Raw genomic sequence first — 17,414 nt, 5'->3', positions numbered from 1 at the left:
TGGTATTTAATTAACTGCCTCTCGCAAATAACGAGAGGCTTTATTATCTTAAAAAACAGCGAGTAATTATTTCACCAAATAAGCCTGAAAACTTTGAAATGTTTTAATTCCTTCTCGCTGCTTATATCATTTATAAAAGATTATGGATTGGCCGTAATTCATCTGCTGGTCTTATATATTCCTTTTCGAAACACCTATCTTGATTCACACAAGCAAAAACCCTTAATATCAACTTATTTCTTATCGCATTTAATACCGCCATCTTGGGTTTACCTTCTATCTCTGTTTTTCTTTTATAATATTCCTTTATTTCAGGAAAATATCTAATAGACCCAACCGCACATGTATGCAATAAAGCTTTAACTTTTTTGTTTGCTATAGGTGATATTTTAGCCTTTGTTGTAAATAGGCCTGATTCTCTTTTGAAGGGTGCTACTCCTGCATAACAGGCGAACTTCTTAGGGTCGGAAATGTCCCTAAACTCGTTCGTAGATATTATAATTTGAATAGCAGTAACTCTGCCGATACTTGGAATAGATGTAATAATTGTAAACAAACGTTTTATAACCTCATCTTCATTAATTACTTCCAAAATACTTTCATCTATTCTTGTTATATCGGTTTTAAGTGCTTTTATACTATCCTTACACAATCCTGATGTTTGCTTATTGATTCCCTTATTTATAAATTCAGTTTGTTCTTTTATTGGGGTTTCTAAGGCTTTACTGGTGCTTATTAATCTACTTCTAAGAGAGGACAAATGGACTAACTTTTGAATAACCATTCTTTTAGGCACATAGAATTTAACATTGTCTCGATTTTTATAAACATATTGAGCGATACGTATAGCATCAATTTTATCATACTTGCCACGAATATTCCCCATCGACATTCTAATATGCAACGCATTTTCAAGAACAATATTTGCCCTGATTTTCTTTAAGTAATTAAGTAAATGATTGGTGTAATAACCTGTTTGCTCCATACCAAATATAGCCTTGCTTGTAGTAAATTTTGGTAGTTGCTTTAGTTCAGTTACTAAAGTCTGAATATCATCAATCGTATTTTTAATTTCTCTATGAAAAAGAAAATCGTTTCCCTGCATTACAGCGAAGTCAAGTTCATTACGAGAGATGTCAATACCTATGAAATAAGTATAAGTTTTTGTTTTGGGTACAAGCATAATATTTTGTTCTTAACAAGCTGTTGAATAAAACGACATAGATTAAATCTTGCTATAGGTCATTTCCTAAGATGTAAGTTAATTTGCTATGCCGTTTATTTTTTAAACAGCAAGAAATTAGTTCGTGCCGTAGGTCTCTAACCTTAAACTGGTATAATTCATCATGCTGTCTGTTTTTTCATATTCTCCTATTTAGCTTTTCTTCAAGACATATTCCTTATTCGCTGGAGCCTCATTTAATTCAGTGAAATATCTTTTTTGTGTGGAAGAACGATATAGTCCAAGCCAGCGAAAAAGAATAGAGGTGCCCTTAACGCTAATTGTAGCAATAGGTATAGTTTTTGAATATTTGGCTTCATCTTGAGGTTTAATGGCATTGGACTCCGATACTCCAGCAAAATATAGGCTGTAATTATTTTCGGAGGTTTTGTTTAGTGTCACATCTATAAACGTTTGACCAAATAGATTTAACGTAGCTTCACCATTTTTAAGTATGAATGAATTTTCGTCATCAGAATTAAGCCCATTCATAATTCTATAATGACCATCCATTTTTGCCAATTCCTTTTTATCAGACTTCTTTTCGATATAAGTGGGCATAACCATTATCGAATATGGTTGTGTACCGTCTTTTTCATACGGGGTTATCACAATTTGTTTATGGGGTTCTATTTTGATGTAACTCTTTACACCCGCATTGTACTTATAGAGTCCGTTTTCCTTTATTGACTTGACATAATTATTAAAGTGATCTTTTGTGGGAGGGTAAATTGTAAGTAGGCGAACCAAACTATTTTCGAAATAGGCGAAGAAAACCCGATCACTCAAATCTGTATTTGAGATAAATACAAACTGCCTACTTTCAGAATTACTAAGCTTTCTGTCCAGGTGATAACCTCTTTCCCTCATATCATTGATTACTTGATACTCTTGTGAGTTTAGTAAGTCTTCTATTCTTTTGATTTGGCTGTAGGATGAGTAACTGAGAAACAATAGTAAGATTATCAACAGGTATTTTTTCATATATGATAAGGCACATTATTAAAGCAATATTAAGGCAAATTTGCCTTAATTCAAAATGAAAATTAAAGTAAGCTTTGGAATGTGCCACAGCTTAGAGATATATCAGCCATAGCGATCCTTGCAAGTAATGTAAGGAGGTACAGGATTGCTAAGAATTTATCTCAAGAGGCCTTGGCAAATCATGCTGGAATTGAGTACAGTCAGGTGAGTAGAATTGAACGAGAATTACTTAATACAAGCATATCAGTTGTCTTTGCACTGGCAAGAGCATTGGAAGTAGAACCAAGTAAACTTTTAGAGAAGTAAGTTATGGAGCAACGAGATATGACAATTGGGGTTGTTACAGACCATGGATTTTCAGTTGATAAAGAATACAACGATATTCTTACCAAACATAAAGCAAATAAAAATTTCTTTGTCATTATTTCTGATTCCAATAATCTAAAAATCGGTAAAACACATAGAGAAGTTCACAAAAGCAAGATTATTAGTACGTCTCAAATCGAGGATTTGCGTAAAAGGCTATTAGGCCTTGAAATGCAAGATGGCGGAACTATCATCCAAGGAAGAGGAAAACCATCCAAAAATCCAATATACCTATATATTATAGATAAAGGTTAGGTATCTCATTATACCAATCTGACCTTTTTACTCTTCCAATTATATACATTATTTGGTTAGTTTCTCTAATTGACTGATTACACTTTTCCACTAAAATTCGCAATTTCTCTTTTTCTGAAATATCAGGATTCATCAATAATTCCCTTTCAGAAGCAATATCAAATTTGATAGCATGTTTTGTATGCATTAAATTGATAATATTTTCATGTTCGCTATAATTAAGTTCTGGAATAGGCTTTATTCCACAGTCATAATAAGCATCATTTTCACGTGTCCAAGTCACAGTATCTTTCATTTCTATAAATACCCTCAAAAGGAAAAACATTGTTTTCTTTCTTCAGAAAATTTCTAATTAGAAATAATATTCTGCAAAATTCTAATTAATATTTTTATTTATAGATGTTTTGTCAATAAGTGAAATATTATTCTGTTTTGTAAAACAATAATACATTTTTTAGGTTGAAACGGCATTTATAATAATATAGATGGGATAAACTATGTAAAGCGGAGTATAACAGGAGAGCTGGCAATAGATGAGATTGCCAGAAAAGTAAATTTATTAACAAAACTAAAAGCCCCATCAAGTTTGGAGACCGAGGGGGCTTTTAGAAGAAAAACAAAGCGTTAACCATATTTTCCTCACGTGCAAAGTAAGGAAAGTTTTGGCTATTGGCAAAATTTCCAGTGCATCATATCAAGAATACATTTGATAAAATAAATTGCACTCTAAAAGAAGTTTTAGGGGAACATCCCTTTTTGCTTAAAGCCAGACTCCGTCCCGGCCCAAAACATAGATTCACAGATACTGATGTCGTAACTCTAAGCCTAACTGCTGACTTTTTAGGATTGAATAGTGAGAATTACTTGTTTGCATCTTTAAAGTCTGATTATAAAGGCTGTTTTCCCCATTTATTAAGCAGAAGACAATACAATGATAGGCGTAAAAGATTAGCAAATGAGATTAATCAGGTTAGAAACATAATAAGTGGCAAGATGAATAAAACACGCAAAACCCAAGATATCTATGTGATTGACTCTATGCCATTAAGAATATGTAAAATAGCAAGACAGCATCGCAGTACAATTTGCAGAGATGATGCTAACTTGGTACCCCAAAGAGCATGGTGCGCATCGCAAGATGAATGGTACTATGGTTTAAAGCTAAATATCGTTTGTACTGGCGAAGGTGTTGTAAAAGCTTTTAAAGTTGCTGATCCCACAATACATGACATTCATTACTTGGATGATATCGGTGAGGATTTTAGAGGATGCAGAATAGTAGGAGATAAAGGTTACATAAGTAAGGGGAGGAAACAAGAATTACTGAATGATTATAACGTACATCTGGAAACACCTCCTAAGAAAAACCAAAAGAATCAAAAGCCATTCATTTACGGAAAAGTAAGGAAAAAGATAGAAACCCTCTTTTCGCAGTTAAATGTCCAATTCAATATCCAGCGTAACTTTACAAAGACAATTAGGGGATATCTAACACGTCTTTACTCGAAGCTGTGCACCATAACACTATTGCAATACATTAACAAATGTGGCGGCAAGCCGATAGGGCAGGTGCAGTACGCCTTATTGTAATCGAGTGATCTGGCGGCAGCCTTTTTCTAACCTGTAAAGAAAACTTTGTATCTTTTAAATTAACTAAGAAATCAGGTCTAAGTGGGTTGATTTACGAAGCAAAAATGGTTGGAAACAATAGTTCGAAGAGTATTTTCGGGAGGTTTTGCTTTAAAAGAAAGTATCTCCGCCAACGGGTACCCCTGTATTAACTATAAATTAATATCTATTGATTATCAATAGATTAAATATATCATATAAAGCTTTTATACATTAAATACATATAACATTGATTAGGGATGATACAAAAAAATTACAGCTTAATGATTAATAGTTTGATGTGCATATTCCTATAAGTTTTAAAAACAAAAAAAATACACAATTCAAAAAATCAGCTAAAAAACGCATTTTAATTAATCATAAAGCATAAAATTTAACATAAAAACGGTGTGTAGTCTCTACACAAATTTTAACAGGGCATGCATTTTTTTGCGATTATTTTAACGAATAAATGTGCAATTGACCATTGTAAAAAGTATGTAAGTTTTTTGTTAAAAAAAATGCAAAAGTGTATTACGCTCTTGTAACATCAGGTTTACATTTTAAATTTGCTATACCCTAATTAATTTAAGATGATAAGCCAGTTAACATTAGAGCAAAAACTGCAAGGAGTGATTTTAGTGATTATTTGTTTTGTTGCCATAGCAAATTACCTGATTAAATAACTACACAGACCGAACCAGTGAGGAAAAATTTAAGGTGCTTTTTCAAGCACCTTTTTTTTGCAACAAGGTATAGGATTTAGGTTTATAATTATGGATTGCGGGTTTGACCATCGCCTTTCACCAACCATTTATAACTGGTTAATTCATCAAGCCCCATAGGGCCACGGGCGTGTAGTTTTTGTGTACTGATACCTATTTCGGCGCCAAGGCCAAATTGGGCGCCATCGGTAAATGCGGTTGAAACATTGGCATAAACCGCGGCTGCATCTACATCATTTAAAAATGTAGCTATACGTTCGGCATCTTCACTAATAATGGCCTCACTGTGCTTTGAACCATTTACAGCAATATGTTCAAGCGCCTGCTGAAAATCATCAACCGTTTTGATGGCCATTTTCATGGATAAAAACTCGGTACCGAAGTGCTCCGGTGTTGCCTTATTCAGCAGATCGTCGGGGTAATTGCCCTTTAACGCTGTATAAGCGGTTTCATCGGCAAATAACTCTACTTGTTTTTGCTTCAGTATATGGGCAAGCCTCGGCAGATCAGGGATACGCGATGAGTGGATAATTAAACAGTCGAGCGCGTTGCATACGCTTACCCGGCGTGTTTTGGCATTAGCTATAATTTGCGCGCCTTTTTCCAGGTCGCCCGATTCATCAAAATAAGTATGAACAATTCCGGCCCCGGTTTCAATTACGGGTACTTTACTGTTATCACGAACAAAATTGATCAACGACTGGCTCCCTCTTGGTATCAGCACATCTACAAAGCCAACTGCATTTAAAAGCGCAGCGGTAGCTTCACGATCAGCAGGCAGTAAAGTCACAATATCGGTATCTAACTGGTGTTTACGCAATATTTTATGAATAACCGAGATAATGGCTCGGTTAGAGGAATCTGCATCGCTGCCGCCCTTTAAAATGCTGATGTTGCCGGTTTTAAAACAAAGGGCAAATACATCAAACGTAACATTGGGCCTGGCTTCGTAGATAACCCCTACAACCCCCAGGGGAACCCTGACCTTTGTAATGGACAAGCCATTGGGCATATTGGTTTTGGAAAGTTGTTTACCCAGCGGACTATCTAAAAGGGCCACATTCACCATATCACCGGCTATGGCTTCGATGCGGGCCGCAGTAAGCTTCAGCCGGTCATATTTAGGATCGGCGCCATCCATTCGGTCAAGATCTTTTTGATTTTCGGCCAGCAGATAACCAGTTTGAGCAATGACTTCAGCTGCTACATCCTGCAGTACCTGGTTAATCAGGGCAGGGGCAAGCGTAGGTTTTCTGCCTGCAACAAGTGCGTTTTTAAAGTAGTTATCGTATTCCATTGCTGTTAACCCTGTAAATAAAGATAATCATAATGCACCAGTGGCTTTTGGTTTTTCTGCCCAACACGCTCCCGGGCTTTATCGGCCCCATATTCGGCTATGCCTAAGCCTACTTGTTTGTTTTTTTCGTCAATCAGTTTAATGATATCGCCCTTTTTAAAGTCGCTTACCACTTTAACAATACCTACCGGCAATAAACTGGTGGCTTTGCTGGATACTAAGGCGGTCCTGGCACCTTCGTTAACCTGTACAACACCTGTAGCCGATTTTTCGGAATGGGCTATCCATTTTTTTTTGCCGGATGCTTTTTTAGTAGGGATAAAACGGGTATGTATCACCTTGTTTTCCAACACATCGGTCAATATATTTTCCCGTGTCCCATTAGCTATATGTACGGCTATGCCAAGTTGCGCCGTTTTTTGTGACATGGTTGATTTGGTGATCATGCCACCACGGCCAAATTGCGACCGGCCCGAGGTAACAAACTCGGCGAAATCAACCACAGAACCATTAACTTCTTCGATTACAGCAGATCCCGGTGCGCTGGGATTGCCATTATATATACCATCAACATTGGTCAGTACGATAAGCGCCTCGGCATTCAGCATGGAAGCGATAAGGCCGGCAAGCTCGTCATTATCTGTAAACATGAGTTCTGTTACTGATACCACGTCATTTTCATTCACAACGGGTATCACTTGATGCTGTAATAACAGTTCCAGGCAGTTTTTCATGTTCAGGTAGTGCATCCTGTCCCTGAAATCTTCTTTGGTGACCAGTACCTGCGAGCAAAGGATATCAAAACGCTCAAAAAGACTGGAATAAGTATTGATCAGCTTTACCTGTCCTATAGAAGCCAATAACTGCCTTGCTGCAATGGCATCGTATTTTTCGGAAATGGTTATGAGGCTACGACCGGAAGCTACCGCTCCAGATGATACCAGGATCACTTCCTTGCCCTGTTTTTTAATGGCCGCTATCTGCTCAACCAGGTGTTCTATCCGTTGCAGGTTGGGTAAGCCATTTTCCTGGGTAAAAACGTTAGAGCCTATTTTGATAATGATGCGCTGATAGTTGAAGGCCATTTCCTGCTGGTGATATTTTGATTCAAAAATAGTTAATTTTGATTGATTTAAGTATAGTTTTAAGTTAAAATAGACATAAATAAATCAAAAAAGGTACACTTTACTCAAAAAGTGACAATAATCAGGTTATTGAGATTGTTTTGTGCATGAATATTTAAATAAGTAACCTTTTTTAATTTAATTAAATTGTTTTAATCAAAAAACTTACTAAAATTATTATTTATATACTTTTTTTATTCACTGCGTATCAAGATGAATATTGCCAAAAGGATAGGAGGGATATCCGTCCTATTACTGATCGAATGACTTAACAAACGGTTGGAAGAAAACTTTTTAAACCTATTATTTTAACAATTTTTAGTAGAAAACAGTGTAAAAAGACTTAGTTATTGGCCATTTTAACTAAATTTTAACGCCATTTTAACACTTTTTAACAAATTTTTAATGGGTTTTGAAAGGTTTAAAAAGTATTAATATATTGATATACAAATACTTGACATGAAATATGCCTGTTTTTGGCCTTATTTATCCTTAACTGGAACGGCCCGGTTCTCCTTTTTATCGGGAAAACCGGGCCGTTGTATATACAAAGATACGGAAATAATCAGCCCTGATAAAGTACTCTTCAAAAATTAAAATCAAAAAAAATTTGGTAGACACTTTTTTTTTATATTTTTGTCGACTAATTCTATAGACAATGTATCATTATTATAAAATTACTATAATGCTCCTAATAAAAATGCAGTGCTCCGCTGCATGTTGTTGATGCTTTTGACCCCTACATCTATCAAAACATTAATCAACCCAAGTTCAAATTCCACCACCAACCTTACTACATGAAAATTTTTACACATTCTTTAAAGCTCATTGTACTTTTTCTTTTGCTTACGCCGGCCATCAGTTATGCACAATTGAACGGTTCCTATATTTTAAGCGGACAAGTTGGCGACGAGCATGGCCAGCCTTTAGTGGGCACCACTGTTAGCATAAAAGGCACCACTAATAAAACGGCTACGGATAGTACGGGTAAATTCTCCTTAACTACCAGCGCCAAATTACCTTATACGCTGATCTTTACTGCGGTAGGTTTTCAGCCACAGGAGTTTTATATTAAAAACGCCAACAGCGCTTTAAACATTCAGCTTACTTCGCAATCATTGTTGATCAATGAAGTGGTAGTTACCGCATCGCGTAAGGAAGAAAAACTGTTGCGCTCACCTGTGGCTATCGAAAAACTGAGTATCAACGCGCTGAAACAATCGCCTGGCCCAAGTTTTTATGACGCGCTGGAGAATGTTAAAGGCGTACAGATGACCACCACCAGTATCACCCTTAAAGTGCCTAATACCCGTGGTTTCAACAGCCCGAATAACTTCAGGTTTATGCAACTGGTTGACGGGGTTGATATGCAATCGGCCACTTTAGGCGTACCGCTGGGTAATGCCATTGGCCCAACCGAGCTGGATATCGCCAGCATCGAGATCACACCGGGTGCGGCTGCCGCTTTGTATGGTACTAACGCTATCAACGGTTTATCCAACCTTTTTACCAAAGATCCTTTTAAATACCAGGGCTTGAGCTTTTATCATCGCCAGACTTTAAACCACGTAGGTAACGATGCTTTGGGCGCGAGTTCATTGACCGAAGATGCTTTCAGATATGCTAAAGCTTTTAACGATAAATTCGCTTTCAAAGTAAACTTTAGCTATTTGCAGGGTACCGACTGGCAATCAAACACCCAGAAAGATCAAAACCCAGGCAACCTGAAAACCGCTAACCCGGCTTATCCCGAACTGACAGGTACCAGTAACGCGGCTTATGATGGCTGGAACAAATATGGCGATGACGCGCTTGCTGGTAGTAATACTGTAGTAATAAAAGGCATCTCGGTTAATGGTGTTGCCCGTCCGAACCTTACCGTAGCCCGTACCGGTTATAATGAGGTTGACCTGGTTGATCCGCATGTGACCAACCTGAAACTGGATGGTACTTTATCTTACAAAATAACACCGAATACTATATTGTCATATACTTATCGTTATGGCCGCATGGATGGTGTTTTTCAGCGGGGTAATAAAATCTCTTTAGATGGCGCTACTGTACAAAACCATAAAGTGGAGTTAAAAGGCAAGGAGTTTTTGGTTCGTGCTTATGAATCGATCGAGAATACCGGTAATTCATTCAACGTAAAACCCCTGGCTGATAACCTTGATCTGAACCACGCCAGCAACTCTGCCTGGGCTACTTTATATGGAAATGCCCTTAAATCCTATAACAACGGTGTTTTAACATCGGCAAACCTGGCCGCTGCAGAGCAATTTGCAAGGGCCGCTGCCGACAAGGGCAGGGTAGAACCCGGAACACAGGCCTTTAACGATCTACGTAAAACCATCATCGGTATCAATAACTGGGATATCAAATCGAGCCTGATCCCGAACGCGCCAGTAACCGGTGGCGCCGCATTGGTGCAAAAAAGCCACATGTATAACGCAGAGGCACAATGGGACCTTACTAACCGTGTAAAAGTGGTCGACCTGTTGGTTGGTGCTGATGTACGTGTGTACTCCATCATTCCTGATGGAAACAACTTTGTTGATTTTAGTCGCTCTATTGCCGATCGTAACACACCTTTGGCCGATGGTTCATTTGGTAAAAACGTGATCTACAAAAAATATGGCGCCTTTACCCAGATAACCAAAACCTTTTTCGACGAAAAGCTGAAATTATTCGGATCTATCCGTTGGGATTACAATCCTTATTTTGATCCTAAATTCACGCCACGTTTAGCCGCGGTTTATACGGTGAATGAGAACCATAACTTCAGGTTCACCTTCCAGAACGGTTATCGTTTCCCGTCATTGTTTGAGGCATTGTCTTATGTAAACAATGGTCGTGTGAAACGTGTAGGCAGCTTGCCATTTATAAACGATGGTCTGGGTTATTTAGGTAACAGCTATACCCAGTCATCAGTAACAAACTTTAATGCCGCTGTAAACGCAGCGCCGGGAGGCAGTACGGATGCCAATGCTTTGGCTAACAAGAGCCTGCTGAAAGTGGCCGATCTGCCACCTGCCCGTCCGGAGCAGATCACCTCGTACGAAGTAGGTTACAAAGGCATTGTTGCGGATAACAAAGTATTTATCGATATAGATGCCTATACCAACCGCTACAATGGCTTTTTGGGCCAGGTGCAGGTGTTTGTACCCAATGGAACTACAGTGGGCACAGACGCAGCCGTATTGTCTATGCTGGACATTAACCGCGACCCAACTACCGCGACTGCTAGCAATGCGGCCAGTCAGGGCCAGAGCAGGTACCGTGTGTACACTAACGCCAAGAATATCTACAATAACTATGGTTCATCTGCAGGTATCACTTATAACTTTTACAAAAGGTACACCATATCGGGCAACGTGAGCTTTAACAAACTGAAAGCTCAATCGGCCTCTGATATTTTTGTAACCGGCTTTAATACACCAGAATGGTCGGGCAACGTATCGTTCGGTAACCGTGAGGTGGTTAAAAACTTCGGTTTTAACGTAGTTTACAAATGGCAGGAATCGTTCTTGTGGGAGAGCCCGCTGGTTACCGGTACCGTGCCTGCTATCGGCACTTTCGATGCACAGGTTACTTACCGCTTACCCGTGTACTATGCTACCTTTAAATTGGGCGCGACCGACATTTTTAACAAACGCTACATCCAGTATGCAGGCGGCCCAACCATTGGCGGCCTCTATTATGTATCGGTTACTCTGGATGGTTTGCTAAGCGGTCAGCAACCTAAATAAGTAATTTTTTAATACGTTTTATATAGTTTTTAAGGCGGGTGGGCAGCAATGTCCATCCGCTTTTTTTTGAGGGGATAAATGTCATCAACTCATTATGTCATTGCGAGCGATAGCGTGACAATCTCTTCGCGTTATATCACTAATGGGATATAACGCGAAGAGATTGCTTCGTCGCTCCTCCTCGCAATGACATAGTGGTAAAGTAAAATGCTACGGACTATTTACAAAATAAACAGGAGCTACCGCTCTATTCGTCGGTTTTACTGAAATAGTAATATTTATAGTGGCCATACATTTTTGTTGGAATATTGCGTCCATCCGCGTTTTCCCCATATCTAAGAATCTTATCCATATCGGCAATAATCAATGGGGATCTGGCAAAACGGTCATGCCCTAAAAAATCAGTTTTCTCGTTCACCGCATCAATGATATCTATTTTTTTGAAAACATAGGCAGGTGGCGGTACACCGATCTCGCCAAGCCTCAGATTACCATGCAGTTTTTTCGATGCCAGTAAGGCCCAATCATTTTTAGCAGAATAAATGGTTATATGATTAGATTTTGCCACAACGGCATCCGCAAAACTCAGTTTAAAAAGATCGGCATAAACATCAGGTGCAGCCATGATGATCTGATCCAGTTTCAAATTGGTTGTGTCATGCTCTAATTGAAGTAATGCACTCGTAATTAAACGATTTCCCATACTATGCGCGATCAAATGTATTTTTTTAAAATTGCTGTTTCTGGCAACCCGTTTAATAAAATCTTTAAAGGCAGGAATCGCTAATTGCACTCTGTCTTCATCGCCCGCATAGTCACTGGTTTTTCCATTGGATGACCAGCTAAACATAATCGGCATAATCTGCAAATGTATATCCGTAGCCAGTTGCGCAGTACGCAAGGCCGCATCTTTAAAACTGTTATTATACCCGTGTACAAAAATGAAAGCTTCCTGCCCACTATTAGTAGCTTTAAGTAGCTCATTAAACCCCGAATTGGATAATTGTACAATCGACTTTTGAACCATGTGTTTCAAAGTATCTTCGCGAAACTCCAACTTCCAGATACTTGGCGTTTCAATTCTACCCGTTTTGTGAATTGCCGGAACAGAAACAATCGTATAACCCACACTATATTCTGCTTCACCCGGATTTGCCGGCTGATTGGAAAACACAATAGGACTATTATGAACACTTATTATCTTTCTGTCTGTACCGTAAAGCACTTTTACATTTGTGTTTTTAGGATAAACGTAGGCGGAAGCATCTTTGATAGTTGTATCCATTTTCGCGGTATCTGAGCTTGCTGAAGTACTTATTGTACTATCTGACATGCCGGAGTCCGATTCGGTTTTAGCAGATGACGAGCTTTTTAAGTTGGGATTGCAAGATAATAAAAACAGGAAACCGGTAAAAAACAGGAGATTAGTGATCTTTTTCATGATAAGGGGTTTTAGGTTATGAGTATAAATATAACAAATTCATCATCTTCTATCATTAAAAAATTTCCTTAAAATCAAAAGCCGTATGATCAATCGATCATACGGCTTTTGGCATAACTTGAAAAGTGTATTATTAATGCTGTTTCACCTCATGCAATCCGCATTCTTTTTTGGATTGATCTTCCCACCACCAGCGGCCGGCGCGAAAATCTTCGCCTTCGGCAACGGCACGTGTGCAGGGCATACAGCCAATACTTGGGAAACCTTTATCGTGCAATGAGTTATACGGGATGTTATATTGTTTGATGTAAGCTTTTACATCGTCCAATGTCCAGTCGAAAATAGGGTGGAACTTGGCCAGCAGGTTTTGTTCGTCCCATTCTACATTTTCCATGTCATGGCGATTAGCAGATTGATCGGCACGGATACCGGTGATCCAAAGTTTGTTGCCTTTCAGCGCGCGTTTCAATGGCTCTATCTTCCGGATACCACAGCACTCTTTACGGTTCTCTACGGACTCATAAAAGCTGTTAGGCCCTTTTTTATTCACCATTTCTTCCAGCAGGTCGCGGTCGGGGTAATAGGCGTGAATAGGTTGTTTATACCTGTCCATGGTACTGCTCCATACCGAATACGTCTCACGGAAAAGACGACCGGTTTCTAAAGTAAAAACTTTGATCGGTAAGTTATTGGCAAATATCATGTGACTGATGGCCTGATCTTCCCAGCCAAAGCTGGTAGAGAATACAATTTCGCCGGGAAACAGCTCTGCCAGTTTAGCCAAGGCTTCCGCAGGCGCCAAACCCGCGGTAATATCTTTGATATGTTGAACTACTTTGCTCATGTTACAAAACCTTTGTAATAAAGGCAACTATCGATTTGATACTCACCAGTATCACGATAATGCCCACAGAAACCATGATGGTTTTTGTTGATATTTTATTAGAGATACGGGCGGCGATAGGTGATGCCAGCGCGCTGCCCAATATTAAACCGGCTACCGCAGGCCAATGGTCGCTGTTCACCATGCTGATGAAGGTTAAAGAACCCATGATGGCCACAAAGAACCTGGACAATTTTACCGTACCCAATGAAAAACGCGGACTACGACCGCCAGCTATCAGGGTTGATAACACGATAGATCCCCAGCCGCCGCCGCCAACCGCATCAATAAAGCCACCTCCTAAACCTAGTAGCGAAATACGTTTAACCTTATCGGCTGATCTTTTGCGTTTAACATTGAATGCCTTTGAGAGGATCACCAACCCAAGTATCAATGTATATAAAGACACTACCGGCTTGGTATACTGACTGTAATGCTCTAATGATGACAATAAATAAGCACCGGTAACAGCGCCAATGATGCCCGGTATCACCAGGAGTTTAAATAGCTTCCAGTTGATGTTACCCATGCGATAGTGCATCCAGCCGGCAATACCGCAGCTCATAATTTCTGACAAGTGGACACCCATACTGGCCGAAGCCGGCGGGATACCCATTGACAATGAAAACGTAGTAGAGGTAACACCATAAGACATGCCTATAGCCCCATCAATGAGGGCGAACAGGAAACCTGCTCCTAAAAAGTAATAGAACTGCGGGGGCACACCCTCTACAAATAATTTAAATTGTGGCTCCCGGTAGTATAAAGCGGCTATAACAACAGCTATGGATATAATAATGGTTGACCAGATGAGCCAGATAAAATTCTTGTTAACGGTTATTTTAGGCTCTACCAGTACCGAGGTTACTTTATTTAAAGTTTTAACCTTGTCAGCAAAATCACCGGTAAGGGTGTTACGGAGCTCGCTCATTTGTTGCAACGTGGTATCCAGTTCGTCGGGGATACTTTCATTCAGCACCTCCTTTAAACGTTTGGCTATGGTTGGCGATTTACCGTTGGTAGATATCGCCAGCTTCAGATCTCCTTTCTGAACGATAGATGCCAGGTAAAAATCGCAAAGATCGGGTTTATCAGCCACATTGATGAGCAACTTGCGGTCGTGGGCTGCCTGACGGATGTATTTATTCAGATCGCTATCGTTAGTAGCGGCAATCACTACCTCTGCATCATTCAGGTCTTCGTCGGCAAATGATTTTTGTATGATGGTTAGGCCTTCATATTGTGAAGCCAGTTCATGTACTTCCGGTAAAAAATCGCGGGATATTACGGTTACTTTTGCCAGTGGACTATTGTTTAAAATAGCGGTCAGTTTTTCCAAACCTACATTGCCACCGCCTACCAGTACGGTATGCAGGTCGTTCAGCTTTAAAAACACGGGAAACAATTGATTGCCCCCGGTATCCTGGTTCTGAACCTTGGCTATGCTGCTATCCTTGGGCAATAATGTCATGGTTTACTATAATTTGAACGACTTTCATTATTGTACCAAAGCCTCTCTTTTTGCTTTACTTTTTTCTAAAAAGGCAGTGGCCTGAGCTAAGTAAGCAGTAGCAAACTCTTCTGAAGGCTCATGCTGATTGATCTGTAATACCAGATCGTTAAAGCTGCCTTCTATATCAAATTCGCCTTTTTCTACATAGTTGGCATCAAACTCACGGATAACCGCAGCCTGGGTGCTGGTATTCACACTTTTATCAAGCAATAATGCTTTAGCCGAGCTTAACAGGGTATTATAAGAATGATAAATAGCATCAGACCATGCACCAGCCTGGAACGATTGATTGGCCCAGCCCAGTTTCTCTTCCGACTCATACAGCAAGGTAGCTACCAGGTCGATAATCACACCGGCACATTCGCCAACGCCAATAGCGGTAACAAAAGTTTCCTGGTGCCCCCAGTCAACAAACTCATCATTGGTAAGGGTTGTGAGATCGGCAAGGGGTTTTAGCAGGCGATAAAAATAGTCTTTGCCTTGTCTGTCGTAATAGTCGTTGTAAAGTTCGCCTTCTGTCGAAAGTGTTTTATAATCATCGAGCAGGGTTCTCAGAACATCGGTAGCCCTTTTTGATGGCACTTTGATCACTCTGTCGGCAGCACGACCAATGCCGTCGCCAACAGTGCCACCACCCAGCATTACCTGTACAGACGGCAATACTTTTGTACCTGCTTTAAGCGAGCTGCCATGAAAACCAATATGCGCCAAACCATGCTGACTGCAGGAGTTCATACAGCCGCTAATTTTTATCTTGATATCGCGGTTATAAATAAAATCTTCGTATTCGTTGTAAATGAGGTCTTCCAATACGCGAGCCATGGTCATACTGTTGGAGATACCCAGGTTGCAGGTATCAGTACCAGGGCAGGTGGTTACATCGGCTACGCTATCGAAACCGAGAGCAGCAAGTTCAAGCTTAGCCAAGCCTTCATATAAGGCAGGCAATGCTTCTTTGCGGGCAAATTTTAATAATAAACCCTGGTTCTGGGTAACGCGGATCTCGTCGGCAACCAATCGCTGTAAAACTTTTACCAGTTCACGGGCGGTATCTGAGGAGATATCACCAACCGGAACTTTGATGTATACACCATAAAAACCTTTTTGCTTCTGTTCAAATACGTTGGTAGCCAGCCATTGCTCATAACGGAAAGGATTGCTGATGCTTACCTCAGCAAAAGCAGTTTCTTCTGGAAGGGCAGGTTGTGGAACCGCATCACGGTCAATTTTATAGCTTTTTACTTTGATGGCTGTTCTTTCGATCTCGGCCAGGCGTAAAACCTCTTCCAATCCAATTTTTTGGATCAGGTATTTCATGCGAGCCTTATTGCGGTTATTGCGTTCGCCATAACGGTCGAATACACGGATAATAGCTTCAATATAAGGGATCAGCTGATCTTCTGGTAAAAACTCTTCTACGATATTGGCCAGTATGGGCTGTGCACCTAAGCCACCGCCTAAAAGCACTTTAAAGCCGCGCTCACCATTGCTTTTCAGTTTGGGGATAACGCCGATATCGTGAATGTAAGAAAAAGCGGTATCAGCATCGCTTGAGGAAAAAGATATCTTGAATTTGCGGCCCATTTCCTGGCAAACCGGGTTACGCAAGAAATATTCAAATGTAGCATGCGCATAAGGTGAAACATCAAATGGTTCCTGCGGATCGATACCCGAAGCAGGGGAGGCGGTCACGTTTCTAACGGTATTACCACAGGCTTCGCGCAGGGTAATATCATCCTGCTCCAACTTGGCCCAAAGTTCAGGTGTGCGTTCCAGGCTCACATAATGGATCTGGATATCCTGACGGGTGGTAAGGTGCAGGTTACGGCTTCCGTATTCATCAGATATTTCGGCAATGCGCAGCAGCTGTTTGAAAGTAACTTTGCCAAATGGCAGTTTAATACGCACCATTTGCACACCCGGCTGTCGCTGACCGTAAATACCACGGGCCAGGCGTAAGCTTCTGAACTTTTCGTCGTGGATCTTGCCTTCACGAAAAGCCCTGATCTTTTTTTCAAGATCAATAATATCTTTCTCAACTATCGGGTTCTCCAGTTCCGTTCTGAAGCTTTGCATATCTTATCGTTTAATCAATTATAAAAAAGCCTCTTTGGCTTAGGCTAAAGAGGCGTATATGGTTAATACAAAAATTATAGCCTGGCCTTATTGTCTCTCACGCAATAACACATCAGATTTTTGCAGTAAATAGTCCTGTTGAGGGTATTCATTCCCCAAATATATACATAC

13 protein-coding genes are annotated in these 17,414 nt (G+C 40.0%); 4 read left to right on the top strand and 9 right to left on the bottom strand.

All coding sequences use genetic code 11. The annotated features are described in order from the left end of the window. Positions 1–130: 130 nt before the first annotated feature. Positions 131–1,183: an IS110 family RNA-guided transposase gene (locus BLR84_RS10705; RefSeq protein WP_090467791.1), complete on the bottom strand. Its 1,053-nt coding sequence runs from the start codon at positions 1,181–1,183 to the stop codon at positions 131–133. 192 nt (positions 1,184–1,375) lie between these two features. After that, entirely contained in the window at positions 1,376–2,206 is an 831-nt protein-coding gene (locus BLR84_RS10700) for a hypothetical protein (RefSeq protein WP_090467790.1), read from the bottom strand. An 81-nt stretch (positions 2,207–2,287) separates the two neighbouring features. On the opposite strand from BLR84_RS10700, the gene BLR84_RS30565 reads away from it, so the two are divergent. Next, entirely contained in the window at positions 2,288–2,512 is a 225-nt protein-coding gene (locus tag BLR84_RS30565) for a helix-turn-helix domain-containing protein (RefSeq protein WP_218128298.1), read from the top strand. A gap of 3 nt (positions 2,513–2,515) precedes the next feature. Further along, a complete protein-coding gene (locus BLR84_RS10690) occupies positions 2,516–2,827 on the top strand; it encodes a hypothetical protein (protein ID WP_090467788.1) in 312 nt (103 codons plus the stop codon). Here the strand turns inward: BLR84_RS10690 and BLR84_RS10685 are convergent. Next, positions 2,811–3,122, bottom strand: coding sequence for a hypothetical protein (locus BLR84_RS10685; protein WP_143013882.1), 312 nt, complete (start codon positions 3,120–3,122; stop codon positions 2,811–2,813). The two genes, BLR84_RS10690 and BLR84_RS10685, sit on opposite strands and share 17 nt — an antisense overlap. A gap of 374 nt (positions 3,123–3,496) precedes the next feature. On the opposite strand from BLR84_RS10685, the gene BLR84_RS10680 reads away from it, so the two are divergent. Beyond that, positions 3,497–4,417, top strand: a complete 921-nt coding sequence (locus BLR84_RS10680; RefSeq protein WP_090467785.1) for an IS982 family transposase — start codon at positions 3,497–3,499, stop codon at positions 4,415–4,417. Between the two features lie 792 nt (positions 4,418–5,209). Here BLR84_RS10680 and BLR84_RS10675 read toward each other — a convergent pair. Together BLR84_RS10675 and proB are read right to left on the bottom strand one after the other, a co-directional pair. After that, positions 5,210–6,457: a glutamate-5-semialdehyde dehydrogenase gene (locus BLR84_RS10675; protein WP_090467783.1), complete on the bottom strand. Its 1,248-nt coding sequence runs from the start codon at positions 6,455–6,457 to the stop codon at positions 5,210–5,212. A gap of 5 nt (positions 6,458–6,462) precedes the next feature. Then, positions 6,463–7,542 carry a glutamate 5-kinase gene (gene proB, locus BLR84_RS10670; RefSeq protein WP_090467781.1) on the bottom strand — a complete coding sequence of 360 codons (1,080 nt, stop codon included), beginning with the start codon at positions 7,540–7,542 and terminating at the stop codon, positions 6,463–6,465. Positions 7,543–8,378: 836 nt separating this feature from the next. Here proB and BLR84_RS10665 point away from each other — a divergent pair. Next, the gene (locus BLR84_RS10665; RefSeq protein WP_090467779.1) at positions 8,379–11,330 is read left to right on the top strand and encodes a TonB-dependent receptor; all 2,952 of its coding nucleotides are present in this window, start codon (positions 8,379–8,381) and stop codon (positions 11,328–11,330) included. Positions 11,331–11,577: 247 nt separating this feature from the next. Here BLR84_RS10665 and BLR84_RS10660 read toward each other — a convergent pair whose 3' ends face one another. From BLR84_RS10660 to BLR84_RS10645, 4 genes are all read right to left on the bottom strand, one after another. Further along, positions 11,578–12,771 carry an alpha/beta hydrolase gene (locus tag BLR84_RS10660; RefSeq protein WP_090467777.1) on the bottom strand — a complete coding sequence of 398 codons (1,194 nt, stop codon included), beginning with the start codon at positions 12,769–12,771 and terminating at the stop codon, positions 11,578–11,580. 133 nt (positions 12,772–12,904) lie between these two features. Beyond that, entirely contained in the window at positions 12,905–13,615 is a 711-nt protein-coding gene (locus BLR84_RS10655) for a phosphoadenylyl-sulfate reductase (RefSeq protein ID WP_090467775.1), read from the bottom strand. A 1-nt stretch (position 13,616) separates the two neighbouring features. Further along, entirely contained in the window at positions 13,617–15,125 is a 1,509-nt protein-coding gene (locus BLR84_RS10650) for a TSUP family transporter (protein ID WP_090467773.1), read from the bottom strand. 27 nt (positions 15,126–15,152) lie between these two features. Next, positions 15,153–17,243: a nitrite/sulfite reductase gene (locus BLR84_RS10645; RefSeq protein WP_090467771.1), complete on the bottom strand. Its 2,091-nt coding sequence runs from the start codon at positions 17,241–17,243 to the stop codon at positions 15,153–15,155. Positions 17,244–17,414: the final 171 nt, after the last annotated feature.

It is taken from the genome of Mucilaginibacter sp. OK268, assembly GCF_900103125.1.
GTDB lineage: Bacteria > Bacteroidota > Bacteroidia > Sphingobacteriales > Sphingobacteriaceae > Mucilaginibacter.
The sequence above is the reverse complement of the archived record's forward strand: the minus strand, read 5'-3'. Positions and strand labels throughout refer to the sequence as shown.